Origin of the sequence: Parasphingorhabdus sp. (assembly GCF_039977335.1) — a bacterium.
GTDB lineage: Bacteria > Pseudomonadota > Alphaproteobacteria > Sphingomonadales > Sphingomonadaceae > Parasphingorhabdus.
Genome location: NZ_JBDWDI010000004.1, coordinates 1,859,089 through 1,884,466 on the forward strand (window position 1 = coordinate 1,859,089; position 25,378 = coordinate 1,884,466).

32 protein-coding genes and 1 tRNA gene are annotated in these 25,378 nt (G+C 52.8%); 17 read left to right on the top strand and 16 right to left on the bottom strand.

Annotated features, from left to right (window positions below; translation table 11 throughout):
• Positions 1–80: 80 nt before the first annotated feature.
• A complete protein-coding gene (locus ABJM21_RS16195; protein ID WP_348301954.1) occupies positions 81–1,910 on the top strand; it encodes a helix-turn-helix domain-containing protein in 1,830 nt (609 codons plus the stop codon).
• Positions 1,911–1,961: 51 nt separating this feature from the next.
• Here the strand turns inward: ABJM21_RS16195 and ABJM21_RS16200 are convergent.
• A tRNA-Ser gene (locus ABJM21_RS16200) sits at positions 1,962–2,051 on the bottom strand.
• A gap of 106 nt (positions 2,052–2,157) precedes the next feature.
• Between ABJM21_RS16200 and ABJM21_RS16205 the strand changes: the two genes are divergently transcribed.
• Together ABJM21_RS16205 and ABJM21_RS16210 are read left to right on the top strand one after the other, a co-directional pair.
• On the top strand, positions 2,158–3,171 hold the full coding sequence (locus tag ABJM21_RS16205) for a peptidylprolyl isomerase (RefSeq protein WP_348301955.1): 1,014 nt from the start codon (positions 2,158–2,160) through the stop codon (positions 3,169–3,171).
• Positions 3,172–3,375: 204 nt separating this feature from the next.
• Positions 3,376–4,341, top strand: coding sequence for a peptidylprolyl isomerase (locus ABJM21_RS16210; RefSeq protein ID WP_348301956.1), 966 nt, complete (start codon positions 3,376–3,378; stop codon positions 4,339–4,341).
• Here the strand turns inward: ABJM21_RS16210 and ABJM21_RS16215 are convergent.
• Complete coding sequence (locus tag ABJM21_RS16215; RefSeq protein ID WP_348301957.1) at positions 4,338–4,805, bottom strand: Lrp/AsnC family transcriptional regulator; 468 nt, start codon at positions 4,803–4,805, stop codon at positions 4,338–4,340. The genes ABJM21_RS16210 and ABJM21_RS16215 overlap by 4 nt on opposite strands.
• A 132-nt stretch (positions 4,806–4,937) precedes the next feature.
• Here ABJM21_RS16215 and ald point away from each other — a divergent pair, with 132 nt between their 5' ends.
• Genes ald through ABJM21_RS16235 form a run of 4 tightly spaced genes read left to right on the top strand, consistent with a single transcriptional unit; the run spans position 4,938 to position 7,806 of the window.
• Positions 4,938–6,062: an alanine dehydrogenase gene (ald, locus tag ABJM21_RS16220; protein WP_348301958.1), complete on the top strand. Its 1,125-nt coding sequence runs from the start codon at positions 4,938–4,940 to the stop codon at positions 6,060–6,062.
• A 14-nt stretch (positions 6,063–6,076) separates the two neighbouring features.
• Entirely contained in the window at positions 6,077–7,048 is a 972-nt protein-coding gene (locus ABJM21_RS16225) for an oxidoreductase (protein ID WP_348301959.1), read from the top strand.
• The gene (locus ABJM21_RS16230; RefSeq protein ID WP_348301960.1) at positions 7,048–7,260 is read left to right on the top strand and encodes a DUF5818 domain-containing protein; all 213 of its coding nucleotides are present in this window, start codon (positions 7,048–7,050) and stop codon (positions 7,258–7,260) included. The genes ABJM21_RS16225 and ABJM21_RS16230 overlap by 1 nt, the downstream gene beginning before the upstream one ends.
• A gap of 3 nt (positions 7,261–7,263) precedes the next feature.
• Positions 7,264–7,806, top strand: a complete 543-nt coding sequence (locus ABJM21_RS16235) for a GNAT family N-acetyltransferase (RefSeq protein ID WP_348301961.1) — start codon at positions 7,264–7,266, stop codon at positions 7,804–7,806.
• On the opposite strand, the gene rpoN is transcribed toward ABJM21_RS16235, so the two are convergent.
• From rpoN to ABJM21_RS16260, 5 genes are all read right to left on the bottom strand, one after another.
• Complete coding sequence (rpoN, locus tag ABJM21_RS16240) at positions 7,803–9,317, bottom strand: RNA polymerase factor sigma-54 (RefSeq protein ID WP_348301962.1); 1,515 nt, start codon at positions 9,315–9,317, stop codon at positions 7,803–7,805. The two genes, ABJM21_RS16235 and rpoN, sit on opposite strands and share 4 nt — an antisense overlap.
• Positions 9,318–9,336: 19 nt before the next feature.
• Positions 9,337–10,077: an LPS export ABC transporter ATP-binding protein gene (gene lptB, locus ABJM21_RS16245; RefSeq protein WP_348302081.1), complete on the bottom strand. Its 741-nt coding sequence runs from the start codon at positions 10,075–10,077 to the stop codon at positions 9,337–9,339.
• Between the two features lie 266 nt (positions 10,078–10,343).
• Complete coding sequence (locus ABJM21_RS16250; protein WP_348301963.1) at positions 10,344–10,892, bottom strand: LptA/OstA family protein; 549 nt, start codon at positions 10,890–10,892, stop codon at positions 10,344–10,346.
• The gene (gene lptC / locus ABJM21_RS16255) at positions 10,893–11,537 is read right to left on the bottom strand and encodes an LPS export ABC transporter periplasmic protein LptC (RefSeq protein WP_348301964.1); all 645 of its coding nucleotides are present in this window, start codon (positions 11,535–11,537) and stop codon (positions 10,893–10,895) included.
• A gap of 57 nt (positions 11,538–11,594) precedes the next feature.
• On the bottom strand, positions 11,595–12,212 hold the full coding sequence (locus ABJM21_RS16260) for a ribonuclease D (protein WP_348301965.1): 618 nt from the start codon (positions 12,210–12,212) through the stop codon (positions 11,595–11,597).
• A gap of 144 nt (positions 12,213–12,356) precedes the next feature.
• Between ABJM21_RS16260 and ABJM21_RS16265 the strand changes: the two genes are divergently transcribed.
• Both ABJM21_RS16265 and ABJM21_RS16270 read left to right on the top strand, forming a co-directional pair.
• Positions 12,357–12,719, top strand: a complete 363-nt coding sequence (locus ABJM21_RS16265) for a DUF4870 domain-containing protein (RefSeq protein WP_348301966.1) — start codon at positions 12,357–12,359, stop codon at positions 12,717–12,719.
• 188 nt (positions 12,720–12,907) lie between these two features.
• Entirely contained in the window at positions 12,908–13,582 is a 675-nt protein-coding gene (locus ABJM21_RS16270) for a cold-shock protein (RefSeq protein WP_348301967.1), read from the top strand.
• Positions 13,583–13,703: 121 nt separating this feature from the next.
• Here ABJM21_RS16270 and ABJM21_RS16275 read toward each other — a convergent pair whose 3' ends face one another.
• The 3 genes from ABJM21_RS16275 to ABJM21_RS16285 form a co-directional block, all read right to left on the bottom strand.
• On the bottom strand, positions 13,704–14,168 hold the full coding sequence (locus ABJM21_RS16275) for a DNA starvation/stationary phase protection protein (RefSeq protein WP_348301968.1): 465 nt from the start codon (positions 14,166–14,168) through the stop codon (positions 13,704–13,706).
• Positions 14,169–14,302: 134 nt separating this feature from the next.
• Positions 14,303–14,869: a TMEM165/GDT1 family protein gene (locus tag ABJM21_RS16280; RefSeq protein WP_348301969.1), complete on the bottom strand. Its 567-nt coding sequence runs from the start codon at positions 14,867–14,869 to the stop codon at positions 14,303–14,305.
• Between the two features lie 11 nt (positions 14,870–14,880).
• Entirely contained in the window at positions 14,881–15,216 is a 336-nt protein-coding gene (locus ABJM21_RS16285; protein ID WP_348301970.1) for a hypothetical protein, read from the bottom strand.
• Positions 15,217–15,434: 218 nt separating this feature from the next.
• On the opposite strand from ABJM21_RS16285, the gene rpmG reads away from it, so the two are divergent.
• Entirely contained in the window at positions 15,435–15,602 is a 168-nt protein-coding gene (gene rpmG / locus ABJM21_RS16290) for a 50S ribosomal protein L33 (protein ID WP_066741431.1), read from the top strand.
• A gap of 39 nt (positions 15,603–15,641) precedes the next feature.
• Here rpmG and ABJM21_RS16295 read toward each other — a convergent pair whose 3' ends face one another.
• Positions 15,642–16,010 carry a response regulator gene (locus ABJM21_RS16295; protein ID WP_348301971.1) on the bottom strand — a complete coding sequence of 123 codons (369 nt, stop codon included), beginning with the start codon at positions 16,008–16,010 and terminating at the stop codon, positions 15,642–15,644.
• Between the two features lie 53 nt (positions 16,011–16,063).
• On the opposite strand from ABJM21_RS16295, the gene ABJM21_RS16300 reads away from it, so the two are divergent.
• From ABJM21_RS16300 to ABJM21_RS16320, 5 genes are read left to right on the top strand one after another with little or no spacing between them, the layout of a single operon-like run.
• Entirely contained in the window at positions 16,064–16,351 is a 288-nt protein-coding gene (locus ABJM21_RS16300; RefSeq protein ID WP_348301972.1) for a DUF3572 domain-containing protein, read from the top strand.
• The gene (locus tag ABJM21_RS16305) at positions 16,348–17,022 is read left to right on the top strand and encodes an HAD family hydrolase (protein WP_348301973.1); all 675 of its coding nucleotides are present in this window, start codon (positions 16,348–16,350) and stop codon (positions 17,020–17,022) included. The genes ABJM21_RS16300 and ABJM21_RS16305 overlap by 4 nt, the downstream gene beginning before the upstream one ends.
• Positions 17,023–17,035: 13 nt before the next feature.
• Positions 17,036–17,503: a RidA family protein gene (locus tag ABJM21_RS16310; protein WP_348301974.1), complete on the top strand. Its 468-nt coding sequence runs from the start codon at positions 17,036–17,038 to the stop codon at positions 17,501–17,503.
• The gene (locus ABJM21_RS16315; protein WP_348301975.1) at positions 17,481–18,254 is read left to right on the top strand and encodes a glycerophosphodiester phosphodiesterase family protein; all 774 of its coding nucleotides are present in this window, start codon (positions 17,481–17,483) and stop codon (positions 18,252–18,254) included. Before ABJM21_RS16310 ends, ABJM21_RS16315 begins: the two co-directional genes overlap by 23 nt.
• A gap of 14 nt (positions 18,255–18,268) precedes the next feature.
• Positions 18,269–19,435 (top strand): GNAT family N-acetyltransferase, encoded by a 1,167-nt coding sequence (locus ABJM21_RS16320; protein ID WP_348301976.1) that lies wholly within the window; start codon positions 18,269–18,271, stop codon positions 19,433–19,435.
• Between the two features lie 4 nt (positions 19,436–19,439).
• Here the strand turns inward: ABJM21_RS16320 and ABJM21_RS16325 are convergent, their stop codons facing one another.
• The 5 genes from ABJM21_RS16325 to ABJM21_RS16345 all read right to left on the bottom strand — a co-directional run bounded on the left by ABJM21_RS16325 (position 19,440) and on the right by ABJM21_RS16345 (position 23,364).
• A complete protein-coding gene (locus tag ABJM21_RS16325) occupies positions 19,440–19,736 on the bottom strand; it encodes an SEL1-like repeat protein (RefSeq protein WP_348302082.1) in 297 nt (98 codons plus the stop codon).
• Positions 19,737–19,910: 174 nt separating this feature from the next.
• Positions 19,911–20,750 carry a pantoate--beta-alanine ligase gene (gene panC / locus ABJM21_RS16330; protein ID WP_348301977.1) on the bottom strand — a complete coding sequence of 280 codons (840 nt, stop codon included), beginning with the start codon at positions 20,748–20,750 and terminating at the stop codon, positions 19,911–19,913.
• A 117-nt stretch (positions 20,751–20,867) separates the two neighbouring features.
• Complete coding sequence (locus tag ABJM21_RS16335) at positions 20,868–21,641, bottom strand: SDR family oxidoreductase (protein ID WP_348301978.1); 774 nt, start codon at positions 21,639–21,641, stop codon at positions 20,868–20,870.
• Between the two features lie 4 nt (positions 21,642–21,645).
• Positions 21,646–22,047, bottom strand: a complete 402-nt coding sequence (locus ABJM21_RS16340; protein ID WP_348301979.1) for an antibiotic biosynthesis monooxygenase family protein — start codon at positions 22,045–22,047, stop codon at positions 21,646–21,648.
• Positions 22,048–22,056: 9 nt separating this feature from the next.
• Positions 22,057–23,364 (bottom strand): cytochrome P450, encoded by a 1,308-nt coding sequence (locus tag ABJM21_RS16345; RefSeq protein WP_348301980.1) that lies wholly within the window; start codon positions 23,362–23,364, stop codon positions 22,057–22,059.
• A gap of 109 nt (positions 23,365–23,473) precedes the next feature.
• On the opposite strand from ABJM21_RS16345, the gene ABJM21_RS16350 reads away from it, so the two are divergent.
• Together ABJM21_RS16350 and ABJM21_RS16355 are read left to right on the top strand one after the other, a co-directional pair.
• Positions 23,474–24,064 carry a carboxymuconolactone decarboxylase family protein gene (locus ABJM21_RS16350; RefSeq protein WP_348301981.1) on the top strand — a complete coding sequence of 197 codons (591 nt, stop codon included), beginning with the start codon at positions 23,474–23,476 and terminating at the stop codon, positions 24,062–24,064.
• Between the two features lie 17 nt (positions 24,065–24,081).
• Positions 24,082–25,353, top strand: coding sequence for a cytochrome P450 (locus ABJM21_RS16355; RefSeq protein ID WP_348301982.1), 1,272 nt, complete (start codon positions 24,082–24,084; stop codon positions 25,351–25,353).
• Positions 25,354–25,378 lie beyond the last annotated feature (25 nt).

The following is a 25,378-nucleotide window of genomic DNA, read 5'->3' on the forward strand; positions in this document are numbered from 1 at the left end:
ATGGTGTAAACATCGGTAACGTTGGGTAATAAAGGGGTCGTGGTCAAATTGTCCGATACGCATCCAATTTTGTCCGAAATATGCTGTTGGCGGTCCAGAACCGGCGGCAAGCCCCGCGCGATTTGCAGGTTTTCGGGCGAATCACGGTGATCGGAATTGCACGAAAATGTGCACTTTGGCTTCTCGCCATGGCGCTAATCGGCTTGGTATCGTCCGCACCGGCTCATGCGCAAACCGGCAATGGTGCCTGTATCAATGACGGAGCAAGCGGGACCATTATCAACAGCCTCGCGGATTTACCCAGCGGTCAGTTGAAACCCCTTGCCGCCAGTTTCTTTCTCGATCCCGACGGGACGGTCGATGCAGACAGCATCACTGCCCAGCGCTTCACCTTGCAACCCTGCCAGGGTCAATTTGCAATACCGCGATCTCCGGGAGCCTTGTGGCTGAAATTTCAGGCGAGCAACCCTCATGAGGATGAGCAGATATGGGGCGTCTCGTTCATGGAAACCGTGATGGATGACGTGACCCTGTTTCAGGCACAGGACCGGAAGCTGGTCCAGATCGCGCGCGATGGGCGGACTATCCCGAAGGCGCAAAGCGACAATGACCGGCTGCAAACCGCTGTTTCATTCCGCATCGCACCGGAAGGGCAAGAAACCTATTATGTCCGGGTATCGGGCACCTATGCGCCCGCCGTCACCCCGGTTATCGGATCGGTCAGATTGCTGTCCAACTGGTCCAGCACATTTTCCGCGATATCCGCGCTGATGCTCGGCTTCTGTATCATCATGACGATATTCAGCCTGATATTATTCCGGCAAATTCACCCGCGTTTCTACCAATATTATGCGGCCTATCTGATCGGCATGTTCTTCGTCACCTTCCTCTATGACGGGTGGCCGCATATCATATTTGGCTCGACCGTTTCGACCGTGCAATGGAAGCCATTTGTCGAACTGGCGTCCGGTCTGGTGATGCTGGCCAATATTCAATATTGCCGGATATTGCTGACCATTGATACCGACCCGCGGCAGAGAAAGCAGGCGGTGTTTCACTGGCTGACCGGGCTGGGCGTGATCGCAACGATATGGGCGATGGCCGATCCCTTGGGCTGGGGAACGCCGGTTTCGATCCTGTTCATCATCAGTCCGTTTGTTTTGCTCTATGTGGCCGGGCGAAAAATATTTGATGGGGTCAAACAAGCTGTCCCGGTATTTGCATCCCTGCTCGCGCTCAGCATCGGCCTGTTTGCATCGCTCTATTTTTTCAAATTTCCAGTGAGCGTCACGACCACCAGTTCCACCTTTGAACTGATCATGATGCGACCGATTACCTTGAGTTATACCAGCTCGACGATCGTGGAAGCGATATTCATGATGGTCGCCATCTCCATCATGATCAATGCCATGCAGCGGCAAAGAAACGCTGCTGTGACCGAAGCGATCAAGCTTCGGAACGAGATAGACGTCTCTCAACAACAGCATCAACCAGCGCTACCCGGCGCGGACGAAGCAGGCGACACGCTTGATGCCCTTCTCGCGAGCAGTCTCGACAAAACACTTCCCCCGCCGGCCGGGCAGGGTTTCCTGGATCGCGCAACACGCGCGGTGATCGAAAATGTCGGCCAGCGCGGCTTTGGCGCGGGCGCTTTGGCCTCGGCTCTGGGGGTCACGGAAAAAACCCTCGGCCGCCGGCTCAAAAAGGCGCAAGGGCTGACACCGGCCGCCTTCATCCGCTCCATCCGTTTAAGCTATGCCCGCGATCTCATCATGCTTCGCCAATTTGATACTATCGCGGAAATTGCCGAGGCGTCAGGTTTTTCCAGCGTAAGCCATTTCGCCAAATTATTCCGTCAGGAGTTCAAGGAAACCCCGAGCGAAGCGTTCAAGTCGCTTGAACTTTTGTGACAGGCCGCTTTGGGGCGAAGCGGAAATTGCGCGAATATCCAAGGGGATAAATGGCGGAGTCGGAGGGATTCGAACCCTCGATAGGTTTAACCCTATACACGCTTTCCAAGCGTGCGCGATCGACCACTCTGCCACGACTCCGCATTGCTATTCAGAATCATAAGTGGTTCGAAACTCTGACAGCGCCGCCTCCCCTAGGGCGCGAAACGCTCTTTCGCAAGAGCTTGATGATGGTTAGGGTGCGCAGATGAGAAAAAATATCCTGATCGCGCCATTCGCTGCGTTACTCACACTAACTCCACTTTCGGCGCAAGAGCCGCCAAAACAGGAATATCCCAGCCCCAATGCGATAGTGGACGCGGCCCCGGCGAATGACTGGCAAGCCATAGCGGCCAGCGATCTGCTGGTCATGGATCTGGCCCCAGATGCAAAGGGTGAAGCGCGCCGCGTGGTCATCCAATTGATGCCGCCGCCTTTCTCGCAAGGCTGGATCGGCAATATCCGCAAGCTCGCCGCAGCGAAATTCTGGGATGGCACGAGCATCAACCGGGTGCAGGACAATTATGTGGTGCAATGGGGCGATGCGGGATACGACAATCCGGAATCGGGGGAGACCGAGCAGAAGGCTTTGCCGGAGGGTTTGGTTGAGGTGCCGGAGAGTGGGTATGTCAACAATAGTTATGACATCGAACAACTCATTTCCAAAAAGATATCTGAACATGTTTCGGATGAAGGATTAAAGGTCTCAGTCGAGGAGATAATGTTCCATCCGCGAGACTCATATACTGAAGGTTGGACTTTTTTCGCTGGCTGGCCAATTGCGGGAGACGGAGATAGTTATTGGCCCGTCCACTGCTACGGCATGGTCGGCGTAGGCCGCAACCTCTCCCCCAACACCGGTAGTGGCGCAGAACTCTATACCGTCATCGGTCATGCGCCACGCCATCTCGATCGCAATATCGCGGTGGTCGGGCGGATTATAGAAGGTATCGAACATCTTTCCAGCCTGCCGCGTGGCAAGGGGCAGTTGGGCTTTTATGCCGATCCCAAGAAACGCGTGCCGATCCAGTCGATCCGGCTGGGCACCGCCCTGCCCGATGCAGAGCAGCCCCAGTTTGAATATCTCAGCACCGATAGCAAAGCCTTTGCCCAATATGCCGATGCCCGCGCCAATCGCCGCGATCCGTTTTTTATCAAGCCAGCGGGCGGCGCGGATATCTGCAATATCCCAGTGCCGGTGCGGCGGGTGAAGGCGGATTGAATTTCCCCTTTCCTACAGCGGGCGAAATCGGTTAGAATTTGGCCATGCCCAAGCCATCCAGCCTTCTCGCGACATACGCACCCTGCCCCGGTTTTTCTGCCATTTTCGGGCGCAAAGCTTTTTCCGCTTTAGGGGGTGTGACCCTGTGTGACCCTAATGAATAATCCCAGCAAGTTTGGATTCTCGCGAAGGCAGGAATCCAGGGTGGCTATCGCAACCTTATTAGCGTTCTTACTGCCCATCGGCCCCGCGATGGCGCAGGAGGAAGATGATCCGGCCATCGAACAACCCGCACCAACCCCGCAAGAGGTGCTGGCCGCTGCGCCCGCCGACCATTGGTTGCCGATTCCGGTCACCGACCTGGTCATCTTCACTCTGCCTGATGATGCGGAGGGCAATAAGCGGCAGGCAGTGATCCAGCTGATCCCGGCCGAGCTATCCGGCGCGCATGTCCGCAATGTCCGGAAATTCGCCAGCCAACGCTGGTGGGATGGTACGAAAATCTATCGTGTCTCCAAAGATTTCGTCACCCAATTTGGCGGTAATCCCGACAACAAAAAAGTCCCCAAAAATCTCGAGACGGTTCCGGAAAGCGACTATTTCAATGCTGCTCTAGGTACCAAGCGCGATACAGACAGGGCCGCGCTGGATGCTGCCGTTGCTTATAGCAATGAATATCAGGGTACGGAAATCCGGCCGCTGATGAAGATGATCTATGAAAGCTATGGCAGCAAAGTCGGCTTTGGCGCGGGCTGGCCGATTGGCACCAAGGATGGCAAAGCCTTTCCGATCACCTGCCGCGGGTCGCTATCGCCGGCCCATTATGATCCGCCTGATGCGGGGACGGGCGCGGAAATCTCGATCATTACGGGCGAATCTGCGCGCAGTCTCGACATGACTTTTGGCATGGTCGGGCGGGTGATTGATGGCTTGGAACATGTCACCAACCTGCCACTCGGCACCGCAGCGGGCGGATTTTATGCCGACAAGTCACAGCATATCCCGATCACATCGGTCCGGCTGGCCAGCGAACTGCCGGTGGCCGATCAGCCGCGCTATGAATATCTCGCGAGTTACAGCCCGTCGCTGCTGCAATATATTGAGGCCCATGGCGGCTATGGCAATATTTGCACGGTACCGGTGCCAATTCGTCATATGAAGCCGCGTTAATCCAGTAAACGCTCCACCGGATAGCCAGACCATTTCTTGATCGCACGGATCGCAAAAGCGCTATGCATGGCAGCAACGCCGGGCAAGCGCGCCAGACAATTGCGATGAATATCATCATAGTCGGCAACATCCCGCGCCGCGACCCGCAGACGGTAATCGGCTTCGCCAGACATAAGGTGGCATTCCAATATTTCATCAATCTGATGAACCGCTGTTTCAAAGGCCGAAAAAGATATTTCGGTTTGCGCAGTCAGACGAATTTCTATGAATACATCCAGTTGTAATCCGATTTTGCGGTTATCCAACTCTGCAACATAGCGCTTAATAGCTCCTCCTTTTTCCAACGCCTTGATCCGGCGATGGCAAGCAGACGGCGACAACCCTACTTTTTCGGACAGGCTGGTCAGCGGAACCTGACTATCTTGCTGCATATGCTCCAGCAATGCGATATCGAGTCGATCCATTGAATTTTTTCCGACTATTTGATGATATTTTAGAATCATATTTCAATATATTGAAATTTGAAACAACTATTTCGAAATTATTCTTGCCCAGTTTGCGCTATTATCGGTTCAACATATTTAGGAGACTCGATCATGCGCGTTGGAACACCCAAAGAAGTCAAAAACCATGAATATCGCGTCGGGCTGACGCCGGAGTCGGTGCGGGAACTGTCCGCCCATGGCCATGATGTGCTGGTCGAAACCGGTGCCGGTCTGGGCATCGGGGCAGAAGATAGCGAATATGAAGCGGCAGGTGCGACTATCGCTAGTCTTGCATCAGACATATTTGAAAAATGCGACATGGTGGTCAAGGTGAAAGAACCGCAGCCTGCCGAGCGCGCAATGCTGCGCGAAGGGCAGATTTTGTTCACCTATCTCCACCTTGCGCCCGATCCGGATCAGACCGCCGATCTCGTCAAATCTAAAGCGACCTGTATCGCCTATGAAACCGTCACCGGTTCCGGCGGCCTGCCCTTGCTGAAACCTATGAGTCAGGTGGCTGGACGCATGTCGATTCAGGCCGGTGCCACAGCGCTGGAAAAAGCCCATGGCGGACGAGGCATATTGTTGGGCGGTGTCCCCGGTGTATCTCCCGGCAAAGTGACAGTGATCGGCGGCGGCGTAGTTGGCTTTAACGCCGCACAAATGGCCGCTGGTCTGGGCGCCGATGTCACCATCCTTGATCGCAATCCCGACGTACTCGAAAGTCTTGGCAATTATTTTGAGGCGCGCGCGAAAACACGTTTCTCGAACAAAGCCAATCTCGCTGAATGTGTCGCCGAGGCCGATCTGGTTATCGGCGCGGTGTTGATCCCCGGTGCCGAAGCGCCCAAGCTGGTGACACGCGATATGCTTTCGACCATGCGGCCGGGTTCGGTGCTGGCCGATGTGGCGATTGATCAAGGCGGCTGTTTTGAAACATCCAAGGCGACGACCCATCAGGACCCGACCTATGTTGTCGATGATGTGGTTCATTATTGCGTCGCCAATATGCCGGGCGCTGTATCGCGGACATCCACCTATGCGCTCAACAACGTCACCCTGCCCCACGCTCTGGCCATTGCGAATAAAGGTTGGGAGGCGGCCTTGCGTGACGATATCCATCTCGCCGAGGGGCTGAACGTATGGAACGGGCACGTTACCTATCGCGCGGTGGCCGAAGATTTGGGCTATGAATATATGCCTGTGTCAGAGATAGTGGGGCATAAACCCGAATAGAAGGACATCATATAATGGCAGCAGCAGATCAGAAACTGCTTGGTTCAGGCTTTCCAGCGAAGAGTGAACCGCATGAAGTGCTGGCTGACATTGACCTGACAGGCAAGATCGCGATTGTCACCGGCGGCTATTCCGGCATTGGTCTGGAAACGACGCGGGCACTGGCTGCCAAAGGCGCGAAGGTCGTGGTACCGGTTCGTGATGAGGCCAAGGCAGCGGATAATTTGTCGGGCGTGGACGGCGATGTGTCTTCCGCCACGATGGATTTGTCCGATATTGCTTCAGTCCGCAGTTTTGCCGATGCCATGTGTGGCAGTCTGAGCCAGTTGGACCTGCTGATCAACAATGCCGGGATCATGGCTTGCCCGCTTGAACGTGTCGGTCCCGGATGGGAAAGCCAGTTTGCTGTGAATCATATGGGTCATTTCGCCCTGACCAAAGGCTTGATGCCCTTGCTTGAAAAAGCAGATGCGCCGCGCGTCGTCGCGCTGTCTTCAATCGCCCATAAACGCAATGGGATTTTGTGGGACGATATCCAGTTCGAGAATAGCGAATATAATAAGTGGACCTCCTATGCGCAGGCCAAGAGTGCCAATGCATTGTTCGCCAATGCGCTCAGCCGGCGGATGGCCGGTTTTGGTGGGCGTGCTTTTTCGGTGCATCCGGGCGGTATTTTCACGCCGCTGCAGCGCCATTTACCCGTCGAAGAGCAAATCGCGCTGGGTTGGCTTGACGAAAATGGTGAGCCGTCGGAAATGGCGAAAAACGGATTTAAGACGCCAGCACAGGGTTGCACTACCAGCCTGTGGGCCGCGACTTCGCCGCTGTTGAACGACAAGCATGGCCTCTATTGCGAGGATTGCGATGTCGCCCAATTGATGGACGAAAATTCGCCGCCTTTTGCCTGTGTCGCACCTCATGCTTGTGATGACGATGATGCCGAGCGCCTTTGGGAATTGAGCGAGGCCTTGCTGGCAAAAGCCTAATGAAGGACAATCCGAACGACAGCGAATATGCCGGTCTGTTAGTCCGCGATGGCACCGGCTTCGTTCTACAATCCGACGATGGCCAGCGTTATCGCCTGGAATTGCTACGCACACCGATTGATGAAGTGGAAAAGCGGGTCATCATCACCGGGCTGCTGATCGGTGATGGCCAGATCGAGGCCGAGGGTGTGCGGCTGGCGGATGGGAGCTGAACGATGACGGGGCAAGACATGAATATGCGCGCAGCAAATGCACAAGACCTCCCTGCCCTGCACAAGTTAGTGGAAAGCGCCTATCGCGGCGATAGCGCCAAGCGCGGCTGGACCCATGAAGCGGATTTGCTGGGCGGACAGAGAACCGATCTAGAGGCTTTGCGGGAAATTGTTGCGGGCACAGACCAGGTCATTTTACTCGCGTTGGATGGTCAAGACATCGCCGGTTGCGTACAGCTCGTGCGCGTCAAAGAGGGGGTTGCTTATCTTGGTCTGCTGACTGTCGATCCGGATAGGCAAGCGGGTGGACTGGGCAAGAAATTGCTGGACGCGTCGGAACAATATGTTGCCGAAAACTGGCAAGCCGGGGCGATTGAGATGACCGTCATTCTCCAGCGCGCCGACCTGATCGCCTATTATGAACGGCGCGGATATAGCCAGACTGGTGAGCGGCGCCCCTTCCCGCTCGATGATCCGCGCTATGGTCTGCCCAAGACTCAGGAACTGGAATTTGTGGTGTTACGGAAGGAGATTGCAGCGGATTAAGCCGCCTTACCCTCAAGCGCTTTCTGCCGGCGGCGTTGAACCGAACTACCCAGCCCCAGGGCTTCGCGATATTTGGCCACTGTCCGCCGGGCAATATCGAAGCCCTTGTCTTTCAGCAGCGCAACCAGCTTGTCGTCTGACAGGATCTTCTTCGGATCCTCATTGTCGATCAGCGACTTAATATGGCTCTTAACCGCTTCCGCCGACGCCGCCTCGCCGCCGGTCGATGACTGGATGCCGCTAGTGAAGAAATATTTGAGCTCAAACGTCCCGCGCGAACAGGAAAGATATTTGTTCGACGTCACCCGGCTTACCGTCGATTCGTGCATCTCGATCTTGTCCGCAACATTCTTCAGCGTGAGCGGCCGCAAATGCTCCACCCCTTCGCGGAAGAAATTTTCCTGCTGTTTCACGATCTCAGTAGCAACCTTGATAATCGTACGTTGCCGCTGATCAAGCGCTTTGACCAGCCAACTCGCATCGGCGAGGCAATCATTGAGCCATTCTTTTGATGCCTTGTCCTGCGCGCCGTCTTTCAGTTCCGTAAAATAAGTCCGATTGACCAGCACTTTAGGCAGGGTCGCGCTATTGACTTCGATCAGCCATTTCCCACCACGCTCAGCGATAAAGATATCGGGAACAACCGCCTGCACATCACCGCCACCAATCTTGCAGCCGGGTTTGGGATCATAGGCACGAATTTCGGAAATCATGTCCATCAGGTCTTCATCGTCCACGCCGCACATGCGCTTGAGCTGCGGCAAAGCACCTTTGGCCAGCAGGTCGAGATTGTCGATCAGCCGCGCCATCGCCGGATCATAGCGATCCGCTTCCTTCGCCTGCAGTGCCAGACATTCTGAAAGATCCCGCGCACCGACACCAACCGGTTCCAGGCTCTGAACCTCAACCAATATGCGTTTCACATCATCCAGCTGCACACCGAGCCGGTGCGCAAATTCGAGCAGATCGGCCTGCAAATAACCGCATTCATCAATCTGGTCGATCAGATGCTGGGCAATGAATAAATCCGCCCCTGATAATATCGCGCCTGCCTGTTCCATCAAATGTTCAGCCAGCGTCGTCTCTGCAACCAGCATATTTTCAAAATCTGGCGCTTCGCCGCCAACGGCACCACTGCTCGATGAGGATGAGTCGTTTAGCCCCAAGCTGCCGTCCAGCGCCCCATCGCTTTCACTCAGGCTGTTGTTCGAAAACTGGTCCGCATCTCCAGCCATATCCAGTGTGGATTCCGCCTCGGCCGGGCCAGAAGACAATATCTCGTCGCTACCCTGCGTTCCCGGCTCAGGCGGCAGGTCGGTAGCACTCTCATCACTTTTTGATTCCGCACTGATTTCACCAGTGTCGAGCAGCGGGTTTTTTTCGATTTCCTCGGCAATATAAGTTTCCAATTCGAGATTGGATAAAGCCAGCAGTTTGATCGCCTGCTGCAATTGCGGCGTCATCACCAACGATTGGCTTTGCCTCAGGTCAAGACGGGGGCCTAATGCCATTATTCCGATCGCAACCTAGTCATAGCGCAAAGCCTTCACCAAGATACAGCCGTCGGACATTCTCATCTTTGACCAATGCCTCTGGACTTCCGGCAAATAAAACCTGACCATCATAGATGATGCAAGCGCGGTCGACGATATCCAGCGTCTCGCGGACATTATGATCTGTGATCAACACCCCAATACCGCGATTTTTCAATTGCACGACGAGATCGCGAATATCTGAAATCGAGATCGGATCGATGCCCGCAAACGGCTCATCGAGCAAAATAATTGACGGGTCAGCCGCCAATGCACGCGCAATTTCACAGCGGCGGCGTTCGCCGCCTGATAAAGCCATAGCCGGAGAACTACGCAGCTTGGTCAGGCCGAATTCATCGAGCAGTCGATCCAGCGTTTCAGCACGAACAGCCTTGTCATTCTCAACCATTTCAAGGACGGCTAGGATATTCTGTTCGACCGTCATCCCGCGAAAAATCGATGTTTCCTGAGGCAGATAGCCCAGGCCCAATATTGCCCGGCGATACATCGGAAGCGGCGTAATATCTTCACCATCGAGCATGATCCGGCCAGCATCAGGACGCACCAGTCCCATGACAGAATAGAAGCAAGTCGTTTTGCCCGCACCGTTGGGTCCGAGTAACCCCACCACTTCGCCGCGCCCGACAGACAAGGACACATCAGACAATACCGAACGTTTGTCATAGCTTTTCGCGATGGACACCACCGCAAGGCCATGTTCCATGGCATCGCTCGCCATCGCAGAGCCAGTATCTGCCGTGGCTGGTGTATCAAAAGTGGCTGCGTCGTTCATTTTGGTCCTTTGGCTCCGGCACCATTTGAACCGGATAAGATTGTGTAATGGTTAACAACATGGCCCAATTCACTCGAAATTGGCAAGCTTTATGCATGATTGATCGAAAATGGTTCTTTTTGGCGTGATAGAGCCGCAACTGAACGCCGGTTCATCGACAAAAAGCGGCAAAAACCCATCAGAAAGTTAAAATTATCACCAATTTGGAGAATTTAATTAGTGCGCTGGGGAACCGTAAAGGTGCCTGACACGCGGCCATCCGATCCTTGAGTGCCTGGAGCAGAACCGCCAGCAGCACGCCCATCAATGGTCGAGCGGCCTGATGCCAGATCGATAATCACACGGCCGCCGGACAGTCTGTTAGTACCCTGAGTCAATGTTACACCACCAACCAAGGTTATGAGGCGTCGATTGAGGTCATAAATCGCAACATTCCCGCTGGCCGTATCGCCACCTTTACGGATCGTCACACCACCAGAGGCATCAATCCGGTCAACCTCTATGCCGCCGGTATTGCGATAGGCGACCGTCATTCGGGCTGAATTCAAAACAAGCCCAGCCTGCTCGACGCGCACGGCTCCGGAAAGCACAACCCGGTCGGCCCGGTCCTGCACCTCGATCCGGCCTGCATCGAAATTCACCGGCGCATTGCTATTATGGCCGCCAAAAACTTGCGCTGGCGCCGGGCCAGCAAATGTCAGGACCGCCGCGGTGGCCATGAATGCCCCGGCTGAGGCTGCTAGATAAGAACGTTTGATCATCTATCGCCCTCTTAATCCGTTTTGCACGATACGCAACTTTGCGTTGCCATCGAGGGTCACTGTGCGTTCCGACATATCGGCTTTCAGGTTATCGGCCCGAAATGTTCCGATATTGGTCCGCCCTTCAACAGGCGCGTCACTTTTCAATGTTCGGCCTTTCAAATCCACGGTCACATTGTTGGTCGTTAGCCTATATCCGCCTGCGCTTTGCACCTGCACGGCGCCCGGGACTTTGACATCTTCCTGATCCATATCATAACGGCCAGCGCTCGCACGAATCTGGGCTGGCCCATCATTTAACAATATGCGTGCGGAGAGATCCTTCAAATCGACAACCGCTTCTTGGGAACTTTTCTGTACCGCCGACCCAGCCTTGATCGAAAACGGTCGACCTTGGCTGTCTTCACCACGATACAGGGCTTCGGTCACCCGCATGCGTTCTTTCGCAACATCGACGCTGTTCTTGTCGAGGACAAAGCTAAGTTCGCCGCTCATAGTGAATGGCGCCAGTGCCAATAATGCCCCCAAAGCGCCAACGCCGAGTGGCAACAATACTCGCAACCAGCGGATATTGCGGTCATGGCTGCCGCCTGGCGCAGCAAACTGCTGGCGCTTGCTTTTGATATGTTCGGTTGTAACGGTCATCTCTATCTATATTTTGGGCACCAATTGGAATGTATGAAGGCTGAATTCGCAGGCTTCTCAAGCATGGGCGAATATATCCGTTTCTGGCCAACCTGCTATATCCAGGCGCGCCCGGTGGGGGAGAAAGTCAAAACAGGCCTGCGCCATTGCGCTACGCCCCTCACGTTCCAATCGAATTTCGAGCTCATCCTTCAGCCGGTGGAGGAAACGGACATCGGATGCTGCATAGTCGCGTTGGGCATCGCTAAGCTCCGGGCCGCCCCAATCGCTGGATTGCTGTTGCTTGGAGATATCCTGACCCAGCAATTCCCTGACCAGTTCTTTCAAACCATGCCGATCCGTATAGGTCCGGATCAAACGCGATGCTATTTTAGTACAGAAGACCGGTTCTGCCATCACACCCATATAATATTCAATCGCTGCAAGATCGAAGCGCGCAAAATGATAGAGTTTTGTTCGGTTCGGATCAGCTAATATCTGTTTCAAATTTGGCGCTGCGAAATCGGTACCCGGATTGAAGCGGACGAGATGCTCATCACCGTTGCCATCAGATATCTGGAGCAAACAGAGCCTGTCCCGCAATGTTTGTAGGCCCATTGTCTCTGTATCAACAGCAACGGGGCCATCTGCTATGACGCCTGCGGGGAGGTCTTCTTCGTGGAAAAATACGGCCATCAGCCTTGCTCCATATTCGGGGATTCGAAAATATTTCAAAAAAGAATTTGTTGAGCTATAGTATGTGCCGCAGCACGGGATAAACAGCAAGAATTAGATTGCTGAAAAAGCACAGAATTTGTGCGTAATAAGGGGAAATTAGAAATGACGGACCAAACACCACAACCGACTTCGGGCGGTTTTGATATGAACAAAGCGACGATTATTTCGTTGCTCTATCTGGCTGGATTTGTCGTTGGTATCACGGGATTGGTCGGTATTGTCTTGGCATTTGTCTGGAAGGACGAAGTCGCGGGCACCTGGGAAGAAAGCCATTTACAGTTTCATATCATGACTTTCATCGTTGGACTGGTGGGCAGCGTCATCGGTGTTATTCTATCAATTGTATTGATTGGGATTCCGATTTTGATAGCCGTTGCCGTTTGGGTTTTCGTGCGTTCCCTTCTTGCACTTTTGAAAGCGCAGAAGCAGGAACCCATTGCCGATCCCAAGACCTGGCTCTTCTAAATAACCGGTTCGCACGCGATCAAGATAGAGCAGAAATTAACCTTGTGCGGATTTTTATTCGCACAAGGCGTGGTTTTTCTATATGGTTACACCGCGCAATATCGGGATTCGCGTAAGAAAATGTTCGTGCCATCGTCCGCTACGACATTTGATTTGATTTATTGGACGAAGTGAAAGACGATTCAAGAATGGGTTTTGATAGAAACCGGCGTGGCAGAGGCCGGGACAAGCGTGACAGCTTTGGCGATGAGAATTTTGATGGATATCAAGGTGACAGCGGCCCTCCAGTAGAAAGATATACACGGCCAGATACGGGCTATAGCGGCGGACAGCGCGGCGGTGGCTCGGGAGGCGGAATGCCTGATCAGGTTGTTGGCGAGAGTACCGGCAAGGTAAAATTCTTCAATGCTCAAAAAGGCTTTGGCTTCATCGTACAAGATGCTGGCGGCGAAGATGTATTCGTACATATCAGCCAGGTCGAACGCGCTGGCCTCAAAGGCCTCGCCGAAGGACAAGGCTTGCGCTTCTCCTTGGTCGATCGCGGCGGCAAAGTATCTGCATCTGATATTCAGATCGAAGGTGATTTGATCGAAGTTGCAGAGCCTGCGGCGCGCGAAGAGCGTGGCGGACCACCGCAGCGCGAGCTGACTGGTGAGAAAGCAACTGGCACCGTCAAATTCTTCAACAGCATGAAAGGCTTTGGCTTCATCCAGCGGGATGATGGCCAGCCAGATGCTTTTGTCCATATCTCCGCCGTAGAACGCGCAGGCATGAGCGGGCTGGAAGAAGGCGATAAGCTGGAATTTGAACTGGAAGTTGATCGTCGCGGCAAAACCGCAGCGGTAAACCTAGTTTCCAAATAGCAACAGCTGACATGATAAAATTTAGCGGGCGAAAGTCCGCTATTTTTTTGCCTGCTGATCATAAAAAAGGGGGCAACGAACAGACATCCGACGACCCCTTTTCCTTTTCCGCGAGTCTGGATCAGGCGTTTTGCGCACTTTCCAAAAGAAACCAGGCGCGCTGTTCTGCTTGATCGGTCCAATCGTCGATGATGCCATCTGTTGCATTGTCACCAGCCTCGCCGGCCAACTCCTTAGCCGCCCGCAAGTTCTCAACCAACGTCAAATTGTCCTGACGAAGTTCCTTGAGCATAGCATCGGCGGACAATTTTTCGGCATCATTGTCGGCAATATTCTGCCGCTTCGATATATCGCCAATTGATGTCAGGGTCCGCTGCCCATTTTTACGAACGCGCTCGGCAATCGCATCGGTCGTCATCAAAATCTGCGTGGCTTGCTCATCAAACATGAGATGATAGTCCCGAAAATGCGGACCGGATACATGCCAGTGGAAGTTTTTGGTTTTAAAATAGAGCGCAAAACTGTCAGCCAAAACAGCATTTAAGGAATCGGCCAAAGCTTTTCTTGCATTGTCACCTGTTGCCATATCAATCTCCATCGATTTAACTTCGTTATGGGATTCATATAGGAAGCCCAACCAAATCGAGCCAACGCAAAACATGGCTCAATATAATCGCTTTTATCAATGTTTAATTTATAAAATGATCGATTACGTGATTTTTAGATAATGCCCCATGCGCTCAACGCCATCACGGTACCAATGACCAAAAATATCGCGCCACCGATGTAACGCATAGCTTTGATCGGTAACATCTGCGCTAGTTTTTCCTGAAAAATCAATGCGGGAACACAGGCCAGCATCACACCGATCCACCCTCCTGCAGCCGCAAAAGCCCAGGCATCCGTACGCGCTGCCGTCGCTGCCAGGATGAATTGCCCTTTATCTCCAAATTGCAGAATGAAAAGACCCAGAAAAGATGTCCAAAATGGACCCAATATCCACTTTTCAAGCAAATCCACCGGTCGTCGCCACGCCACCATACCGATTCCCGCAAACATTAAGGAAAGTGCATAGAAGAGCCGCAATGGCTCCTCGCTAATCCACTGATTTACCACGGATCCGCCAATGGCAGAAATCAAGCAATTCAACAAAGTCGCTAGCGCCAAACCCCAGATTATGGGGGCTACGCGGCCATAGCGAATGGCGAGGGCCGCACATAATATCTGTGGCCGGTCTCCAATTTCGGCTAGGAGCAGAGCAAATAGGGAAGTGAGGAATGCATCCACTAGATAGGCCGTTAAGGCTGTCCGCCCAACCGCAAGGCCACATTGGCCATAAGAGCTTCAGACATGGCGCCATTTACGGGCCCGCACTTCAGGGCCTCTTGCATGGCCGCAAGATAAGAGTCTGCCACAACCACGCCTTTGCCACTTTGCAACGCTTGTTGCAGGGCCGATTCACAGGCGCAGCTTAGATCATGCAAGGCAGTCAGATGATGCTGCGCCGCTTTTTGCCGTATCTGGTCGAGATGCATCAGAAACTGTACAGGATGCTTTTCCACCAAAGATGATGGCATGCCCTCCAGTAAGGTCAGCATTTCAGCCTGAACGAGTAGATTTTGATCATGATCCATTTGGCCCGCCTCAATTACCGGTCTCATTAACCGGCCGACCATGCAAAAATATGGTTAAAGGGCAGTAAATGATACGCAAACAATTTCCCGCTGAACGAAAACGGCTTTTTCTTGACAATCGCCGCCGCTTTCAGCATTAGCGCGCTCAATTACAGCGGTTTGCATCGAGTTTTTGGACAAGCCGCTTTTTCAGAAAATTGCTTTTTAAGGAATGCGCCATGGCGAAACCAGCCAATGTAAAAATCAAACTCGTCAGCACGGCGGATACCGGCTTTTTCTACGTAACACGTAAAAACCCGCGTAATCTCACCGAAAAAATGGTGCAGCGCAAATATGATCCGGTTGTGCGCAAGCATGTCGAATTCAAAGAAGCGAAAATCAAGTAAGCGCTTTTTTTGCCGACAATTTGAAGATCTGAATCGCGATTAGCGTTGCAGGACGCCCTGCACCGATTCGATAAATTTCGCCACCGATATGGGCTTTGAGACATAAGCCTCTGCCCCGGCGCTCAAAATCCGGTCTTCATCGCCCTTGCCCGCATAGGCGGTCACCGCCATGATCGGGATGATTTTTAGTTGAACATCCTTTTTTATCTGCTCGATCAGGTCAAGGCCGCTGATATGGGGCAGCTGGATATCCATAATCACCAGATTGGGTACGAAACTCCGCGCTTTGTCGAGTACTTCGCGGCCATCTTTTACCGGTTCGACGACAAAGCCGTGCGCGCGCAGCAGGTCGCAGAACAGTTTCAGGTTCAGCTCGTTATCCTCTACCACTAAAACTCTTTTGGCCACTGTGCGACTTGCCCCTTCCAAACGCCCAGTTAACCCTTTAGGCGAAAGCCGAAATGGAAACAAACAGCAATATCTCCGCAGAAACCGAAATATTGGCGCTGCAGGCCCTCGGTTGGGTCTTGCAGGACGAGGATCGCGCCCAAAGATTGCTGGCCTTGACCGGGCTGGACCCCAGAGAATTGCGCTCGGGTCTGGAAGATCCAGCGATGCTTTCTTCGCTTTTGGGTTTCCTTGCCAATCATGAGCCGGATCTGATCGCTTGTGCTGAATCCATAGGTGTTCCACCTGAAAAACTGGCCGCTGCCGCCCAATATCTGAATAATCCCGGAGATTTTACATGAGCCAGAAGCCGCTTCTAATAAGCGACTGCGACGAAGTATTGCTGCATATGGTCGTCCCGTTTCGTGAATGGCTAGACGCTGACAAACATATCCATTTCGACCTTGAATCCGGCAGTTTTGTAGATGCGCTTCGCCACAAACATGATGGGACATTGGTCCCTCAGGATGCCGTTTGGCCGATGCTCAAGGAATTTTTTGACGGTGAAATGTACCGGCAAGGTGCGATTGATGGCGCCGTTGAAGCGATAAACAAGCTCGCGGAAACGGCCGATGTCGTGATCCTCACCAACTTACTCGATGATCGCCGGGAAGCCCGTGCTGAGCAGTTGCGCGCGGTTGGTATTGATTTTCCGGTCTATTGCAATCAGGGCGGGAAGGGTGAGCCACTGGCTAAAATAGTCGCTGACCATAATCCCAGCGTAACCGTTTTTGTTGATGATCTCGGGCACCAACATGGCAGTGTGGCCAAATATGCACCGGACGTTTGGCGACTACAAATGGTTGGTGAACCGATATTGACCAAACATATCAAGACCAACCCCGCAGCCCATGACCGCATCGACCTTTGGCCTGATGCGCTTAGCTGGATCATCGATAAGTTTGAATCAGGCAAAGCCGCACCGTCCATAGATTTGCCGCCAGAAGAGCTTGACCAGTTTGCCAAGACATGATTGATTCAGCACCATGACAGATAATATCGAAAAAGCATTGAACGACAAAGGCATAGAGCTCCCCAAAGCCGCTGCGCCAGTTGCCTCCTACGTCCCGGCCGTCGAAATAAACGGCCTGCTGCACATCAGCGGACAGGTGTCGATGGCTGACGGCAAGCTGATTACCGGCCGATTGGGAGACGGTATGTCCTTGGAAGAAGGGCAGCAAGCCGCCAAAGCCTGTGCCCTGATGATTGCCGCACAAATAAAGCTAGCGCTAGGTTCGCTCGACCGCGTCGACCGGATCGTCAAACTGGGCGTGTTCGTCAACAGCACCCCTGATTATACCGATCATCCGAAAGTGGCCAACGGCTGCTCTGACATGATGGAAGTCATTTTTGGTGCCGCCGGGCAACATGCTCGCAGCGCCGTTGGAGTGGCAGCGCTTCCTCTAGGTGTTGCGGTAGAGGTGGACGCTATTGTCGCTATCAAGCCAGCTTGATGCACTACTGGCACCGGCGCCGGAACCGGCGCGCGTCGCGTTTCTGAAAGGCCAACCCTATGCTCATAGGGGGCTACATGGCCCTTCACAAAATGGGGGTGTTCTGGAAAATAGTCCGGCCGCCTTTGATGGTGCGATAAAGCGCGACCACGGCATTGAATGCGATGTGCAAGCCGCCGAGGATGGTACAGCTTTTGTCTTCCACGATTTTGAACTGGATCGATTGACGGGACAACAAGGACAGCTGGCCAATATGCGCGCCAGTGACCTTGACCAAATAGACCTGAACGATGGTCATGGCAAAATCCCACGGTTGCGCGCCATATTGGCGCGAGTAGCCGGACAAGTACCGATACTCATTGAGATTAAATCGAACGATATGCGGGTGGGTCCGCTTTGCCTCTCGGTACGTCGGGCATTGGAAGGTTATACCGGCAAAGCCGCTATCATGTCTTTCAACCCCTTGGTATCTGCCTGGTTTCGCAAAAATGCTGCTCACATAGTCCGTGGATTGGTAGTGACTGAAGAAGATAGCAAGAATCTCAAAGGGCGGATTGCACGCCATCAGAGTTTATGGACAGCAAAGCCGGATTTCCTAGCTTATGATGTTCGCGATTTTCCTTCTACATTCGCCGCATCTAACCGTGCGAGGGGTTTGCCCATCGTCACATGGACCGTTCGCACAGCGGAACAGGAAAAAATTGCAGCGATTCATGCAGATGAACCGGTTTATGAGATGCCACATACCTGATAGCGTATCTGCGCATGTCTGATTCCCCTCCGCCACCAACCGACAATCCAACCGGCATTATCGCTCGCGTGGCGGATGATATTGCCAGCTTGCCAGCCGCTGAGTGGGATGCCTGCACCGGTAGAGCCAATCCATTTGTATCCCATGCTTTTCTCTCCGCCATGGAAGAATCAGGCAGCGTGGGACCGGGTACAGGATGGAAGTCCCTGCCGATCATCATCGAGGATGAAGCCGGTAAAATTGCGGCTTGCCTACCAAGCTATTTAAAATCTCATAGCCAAGGCGAATATATTTTTGACCAGCAGTGGGCTCATGCCTTTGAAAATGCTGGCGGCCAATATTATCCGAAAATCCAGATTGCTGCACCCTTCTCACCAGTGCCGGGTCCACGCCTGTTGCTGCGGGATCAAGCCATGGCTGTTCCGATATTGCGTGCCGCCGAACAACTAGCGGCCAATAATGGGATATCATCGGTGCACGCAACTTTTGTTGCGGAAGATCAATTGGATCATTTCCGTGATGCCGGATGGATGATCCGTTCCGATAGTCAATTCCATTGGCGCAATGACAACTATGCTAACTTTGACAGTTTTCTAGCCGCTTTGTCTTCCCGCAAACGTAAGGCGATTAAGAAAGAGCGCCGAAAAGCACAGGAAGCAGCGGAAATCATTCATGTTTCCGGCGATGCCATTACCGGCGAATATTGGGACTATTTTTGGGAATTTTATCAGGATACCGGCGCGCGAAAATGGGGAACGCCCTATCTGACTCGTACCGCATTTGATCTCTTGCATGAGAAAATGGGTAAAAAGCTCTTGCTGATCTTGGCGCTTCAGGACGGTATCCCGATTGCAGGAGCGCTCAATGTGATTGGCGAAGAGACCTTATACGGTCGCTATTGGGGCTGTAGCCGCGACGTGCCGTTTCTACATTTCGAGATTTGCTATTATCAGGCCATTGATGCCGCAATTGCACGTCGCCTGAAATATGTCGAAGCGGGCGCACAGGGCAGTCATAAACTGGCGAGGGGCTATCAACCCGTGGCGACATGGTCAGCTCACTATATTGCGGATCCGGGCTTCCGGTCGGCCATAGCTGACTATCTGGAGCGCGAGCGGCGAGCGGTTGCCGCCGATATCGAATTTCTGGCCGAAATGGGGCCGTTCAAAAAGTCCGGTTAGGCCTTTAGGCTGCGCGGCGTGATGTTTCCTGCAGCCAGCCACGTGCTTCACGCTGTGCTTCAGCAATTTCACGAGCAGTCATTTCCAGCGAAATTTCTGCACGGCAAACTTTGCTTTCATCATGGCCGGAGAGCGATGCCAGATTGAACCATTTATGTGCTTCGATCAGATCAACGTCCACACCCTCTGAACCGGTCGAGTAAATCACGCCGAGATCAAAATAAGCATTGCTGCTGCCCCGTGCCGCTTCTGCGAGCCGGCTTTCTATTAAAAAGGCTGCGCTTTTCATGCTGTTGCCCATAGTCTTCAAGTCCCTGTTCCTGTTGCGCCTCATTTGGCGACAGGTGGACTTTCACAGCAATTTCTTAAAAGAATGGTTAACAAGATCAGCAAAAACTTGCCGATTGGACGTCAAGAATGTCGAAAAACCCACATTTTACATGTTTTTGCAAGGTTAACGTATCCCGCGCCCACCCTAAGTCACAGCGATATTATCAATCAATCTGGTACTGCCGATATGCGCTGCAGCCAAAAGTCTCGCTGGTTCTTCAAAAATAGTAATATTTTCAAGCGTTTCGGCATTTCTAAGCTCGAAATAGTCAACTTCATGAAAACCGGATGCGAGCAATTTTTCGTTCGCATCACTCAAAATAGAAGCAATATCGCCGCCCTTTCCTATGGCCTCAGCGGCATCGCGCATCGTGTCGGGCAACGCAACCGCCTGACCGCGCTGTTCAGGCGTCAAATAAGCGTTACGAGAAGACAGCGCGACACCATCCGCATCGCGAACTGTCGGAACGCCGACAATATCATGCGTAAAATCAAGATCACGCGCCATCCGCCTTATAACTGCCAGTTGCTGATAATCTTTCTCACCAAAAAAAGCAGCATCCGGTCGAATCTGATTGAATAATTTGGCTACCACGGTTGCAACACCATCAAAATGGCCGGGCCGTGAACCGCCGCATAACCCAGTGCTAACCCCGCTGACACTGACATTGGTCGCAAAACCATCAGGATATACCTGATCAACGGTCGGTGCCCAGATCAGATCTACACCAGCCGCTTCCAAAAGCGCCGCATCGGCAGCTTCTTGACGGGGATAAGCGTCTAAATCTTCTCCTTCCCCAAATTGCGTCGGATTGACGAAAATCGATACAACCACAGCATCGCACTGAGCCATTGCGGTTTCAACCAAATGCATATGCCCCGCATGAAGCGCGCCCATTGTCGGCACCAAACCCAGATTGGATTTCTCTTGTCGCAATTTGCCCAGAGCATCACGAAGCGGGTCAATCTTTCTTATGATTTGCATGTGGCCTCGATTGTCAGTGTTTTTCACGCTTAGTATCTTGCGAACTATGCTGCAATGATTGTTCGGCTTCTACAATATGTGGGGGCCAGAAATCGACATCAGGTCGATCGACGTCGGTTAGACCTGCATCTCAGCGATCTGCTTCAAGCTTTCCGCTCGCGATGTTCCGCTAAAACCGAACGAATGCGAATGGCCGGTTTCACCAGTTGGACCTTGGTCAACAATATGGAACACGGCAGAGGCAATATCTTCTGGTTTCATGCCCGCATCTGCCAAGGTGGAATTCACCGCGCGCAACATTGGTGTGTCGACAGCTCCAAAGCAAAGCTCATTGACCCGGATCCCCTTGTCTTTGAGTTCGGCTGCCCACGTTTCAGTCAGACGCGACAATCCGAATTTTGCACAATCATAGCCGGTTGATCCAGCAATATGGGAAAGATGGCGTTCCGCATCCATATGCTCGGTATTCATATTGATAACGACAGGGTTCGTCGATTTTTCCAGCATCGGAACCGCGGCCAAAGTATTGTAGAAGGCGGCGTGCAGACAGGAATCAATAGCGGCCTGAAAAGCCTGTACTTGGCTTCCATAGTCTCCGGTAGTAAGGGAGCTGTCATTCCAGATCGCACTGTTATTCACCAGCAAGTCGATACGATCTGTCTCAGAGGAAATCCGTTCAAATATCTGACGCACGGCTTCCGGATCACCGGCATTAGCGGCAAAACTCGTACATCGCGCTCCTGTGCTCGCAACCAGTTTGTCGGTTTCATCGTTACCGGCTGCATCATGGTCGATATTATAGACCCGCCCCCCGCGTTCACCCACCGCGCGGGCTATGGCCTGTCCAATACCCACGGCTCCGCCGGTGATGACCGCTACTTGATCGGACATCGTTCTATCTCCTGCCTGCCCACCAACTGGCGACGTCGATGGGATAGCGTTCCTGAGCTATTTTCATCTCTTCTGCCATATCATCCGTCAAAGCCGGATCGACCGTGGACACCAATCCGCCGCCAGCCCCGTCGACCGGATCGACATATTCCAATTTGATATCGGCAATCACATCAGCAAAATCATGACCCTCATGATGGTCGGACATTTGATGCCGATAAAAAGCCCACTTGTCTTCGAAGGATAGCAGGCAATAATAGAAATTATCTTCTTGCCCTTTCCAATATTCATAGCGCGTAACCCCGGTTTCAGTTTCCAGTGTTTGCTTGACCATATCCTGCGTGATCGCTTCAAATTTCTCTAGTTTATCCGCCTTTATCCTGATGTGCGCTAGCAAAGTGGTCATGCGATGCTCCTATGCTTTTGTGAATGTCAGATTGAGTTTTAGCGTGCCCAACATAATGCCGGGTTGGTGCAGGAAATCATTGTCTTCGCCATATGCAATATCGTCCAGTCGATCGAGCAACCGGTTCCAGGCAATGGTCTGTTCCAGCCGTGATAGTCCAGCCCCCGGACAAACACGCAGGCCTGCAGAAAAAGCGAGATGCCGGGTCACCGCCTTGCGGTCCAGTTTCAGCTCTTTCGCATCTTCAAATTCATCCGGGTCGATATTCGCAGCCGCCCAACGCAGATGGAGCGAAGATCCTGCGGGCACTTCCACCCCTTGAAATATTTCATCCTGGCTCGTGATCCGGGTCGACAAGCCCTGCGTGGGGGATCGCAGTCGCATGCCTTCTTCGATAAAAATACGGATCAGGCTCCGGTCCTGTTTCAGTTTTTGAAAGAGCCCCGGCCTTTCGCAAATAAGCTGGGCTTGTTCAGCAAGCGCATATTGGGTGGTTTCAAGACCACCAATGAGCATGGCATAAACTACGCCATTAATTTCATCATCGGTCAACTTCCGGTCGAGTGCTTCATAGTGAACTTGCGTCAGGAAGGAGATCATATCATCCTTCGGATCAGCCCGCTTCTCTTTCGTTTTCTGGCGCACATAATGCCCAAACCCATCAAGCAGTTCGGATTTTTCACGGGTTTGTTCTTCGGTCAGTTTGTTATTGTGGCCGCATCCGTGGACATAGGCCATGACCTGTGCATTGCCCCAGGTTTCGAGTTGAGGAATGTCTTCCATTGGAAAACCGAGCACGGAAGCCATGGTTCGCTGCGGCAGTGAGCGGGCGAATTGTCTGACAAAGTCCAGGTCACCTTCATCGATCCAACGATCAATGAGATGATCCACATGGCCTGTTATCATATCCTCATGCCGGCCCGCACCCGGCCCGACCCAGGGATCCGTTAACTCCTGTCTATGCGCACGCCAAAGCTCCTGTGTTGGCCTGAGTGAACAAATCGAAATGATCATCGCATCCAGGCCAGGCATTTCCTGTGCCAGTGCGCCGGTCGTCTGGATTTGTTTGACCAGCAAGGAAAGAGTGGGCGGAAAACGCTCCCAATCTTTCACTACGCGCGAAATATCCTCATGTTTGGAAAGGATGAACGCGTCTTTATCTGGTGTCAGGCCTTCTCCTCGAAGGCACATGACCGGAGCTTGCTGATGCAGCACGTCATAAGCCGCATACCAGCGTTCCGGCGCGCCTGGCCCGAACAAATCGACGTCGTCCGGTGAACGCGGGCATTGCATGGACGGCGCTCCGTTTTTCGCCACTGTCTCCTCCTGACCAAGTTGTTTATTTCGTCAGTTGTTTCCGCGCCATAAAAGAGCATTCTTTGATCCATCTCCATTGGCAAATTGGAGAGGATTGGGAGAAGTGCATATGAGTCGCGTTGAAAAACTGCCGCCAGAGAAATGGGATCCGCGCATTGTCGCTGCCGTCAAACCGGAAGAAGCAACGGACCTTGAACAGGGATTGACGCGTTTCTTTGCCCATTGTCCCGAACAAGCCTTGGGCCTGATGGGCTTTGGCGGCGCGCTCAAGATGAACCGTTCCCTCCCTGACAGGCTGGTTGAACTGGTGCGGCTGCGCATTGCGTTCTTCAATCAATGCCGGTCCTGTATGGCTATCCGCTATAGCGATGCTCTCGCAGATGGGTTGAATGAAGAACTGGTTTGTTCACTGAAGAAACCGGCGGAAGCAGAAAACCTTACGGATGCAGAGAAGATAGCGATTCGCTATGGCGAGCTATTCGCGACCGATCACCTGGCGATTGATGATGCGATATATGACGACGTGCGGACTCATTTTAGCGAAGCCCAAATCGTTGAATTGGGCATGACCGTTGCCTTTTTTGTGGGTTTTGGGCGGCTCGCTGCGACCTGGAAAATGGTCGAAGAACTGCCGGCCGCGTTTCAAGATACCGACAAAACCATCGCGCCTTGGGGTGAAGACGCCATCCACGTCCGCTAGCCAATCAGGAGAGAAAAATGGCAACCAAAGGCGATCCGCAGATCAACCTGCTCGATGTTGAGACACAGCAATGTCCATATGATGCTTACAGGATATTGCGTGAAGAAGCCCCAGTGTACAAACAACCGGGCACGGATATCTATGTGGTTTCAAGATATGAGGACGTCCGTGCCATCTTAATGGACCCGCAGAATTTTCGCAGCGGAGCTGCCGGTACAGCCTATCGGATGAAAACCGGCAAGATCGAACGCCAACAGAAAATTGCAGCTCGTTTTGCAGAAAAGGGTTGGGTTCCGGAACCGACGCTGGGAAATCGCGATGATCCAGGTCACAAACAAATGCGCGCGATGTTCAACGAGGCTTTTCGGCCTGCGCGGATTAAAGAAATGGATCCGTTTGTCGAGACACTTGCTTTTGAACTGATCGATGGATTTATCGAAGATGGTCACTGCAACTGGGTGAAGCTATTCGCTGTCCCGCTGCCGCTATATATTATCGGCGAACAAATGGGTGCAAAGCGCGAAGATATGTGGAGAATCAAGGGTTGGACCGATGCATTCTTCCGGCGCATATCGATGATGCTTGATGAAGAAACAGAACTGGAAATGGTCGATCGTGAGATTGAGGGGCAGCATTATTTTCAGCCGATTTTTGACGAGCTACGAAAGAAGCCCAATGACAGTCTGTTGAGCGCTCTGGTCAATACAGTCATCGAAGAATGGGGACGACCGCTCACCGACAATGAGCTGCACGCCGAAATGATGGCAGATACATTTGTCGGAGGCAGTGAGACGACAACCAATGCTTTATCCGCCGGGATGAAGCTGCTGATTGAGAATAAGGACGTCTGGCACCAACTCAAAAGCGACCCTGACAAATATATGAAGGTTTTTGTCGAGGAGGTACTGCGGCTGGAATCGCCGGTGCAAAGCCTGATGCGATTTGCTGCGAACGATACCGAAATTCAGGGTACAAAAATTCCCGCAGGGTCACTCATCAATGTCCGGTTCGCTTCGGCCAATCGCGATGACGGGCAATTCGAATGCCCTGAAAAACTTGATTTGGATCGCGCAAAGCCAGGTTCCCATATCGCCTTTGGTTCCGGTGTGCATCATTGCCTCGGTGCGCCGCTCGCGAGACGGGAGCTGATCTGGGGCTTCACCGCTGTTGTCGACCGGTTCGAAGATATGTGGTTTGCTGAGGGCAAGAACGATTTTGCTATCCATCCCCATTTCCTGCTCCGTTCGCTTGAAGAACTGCATATCGAGTTTGAGCGGAAGAAGGGCTGACGCTGATCAAGCTATCCTCTCGAGT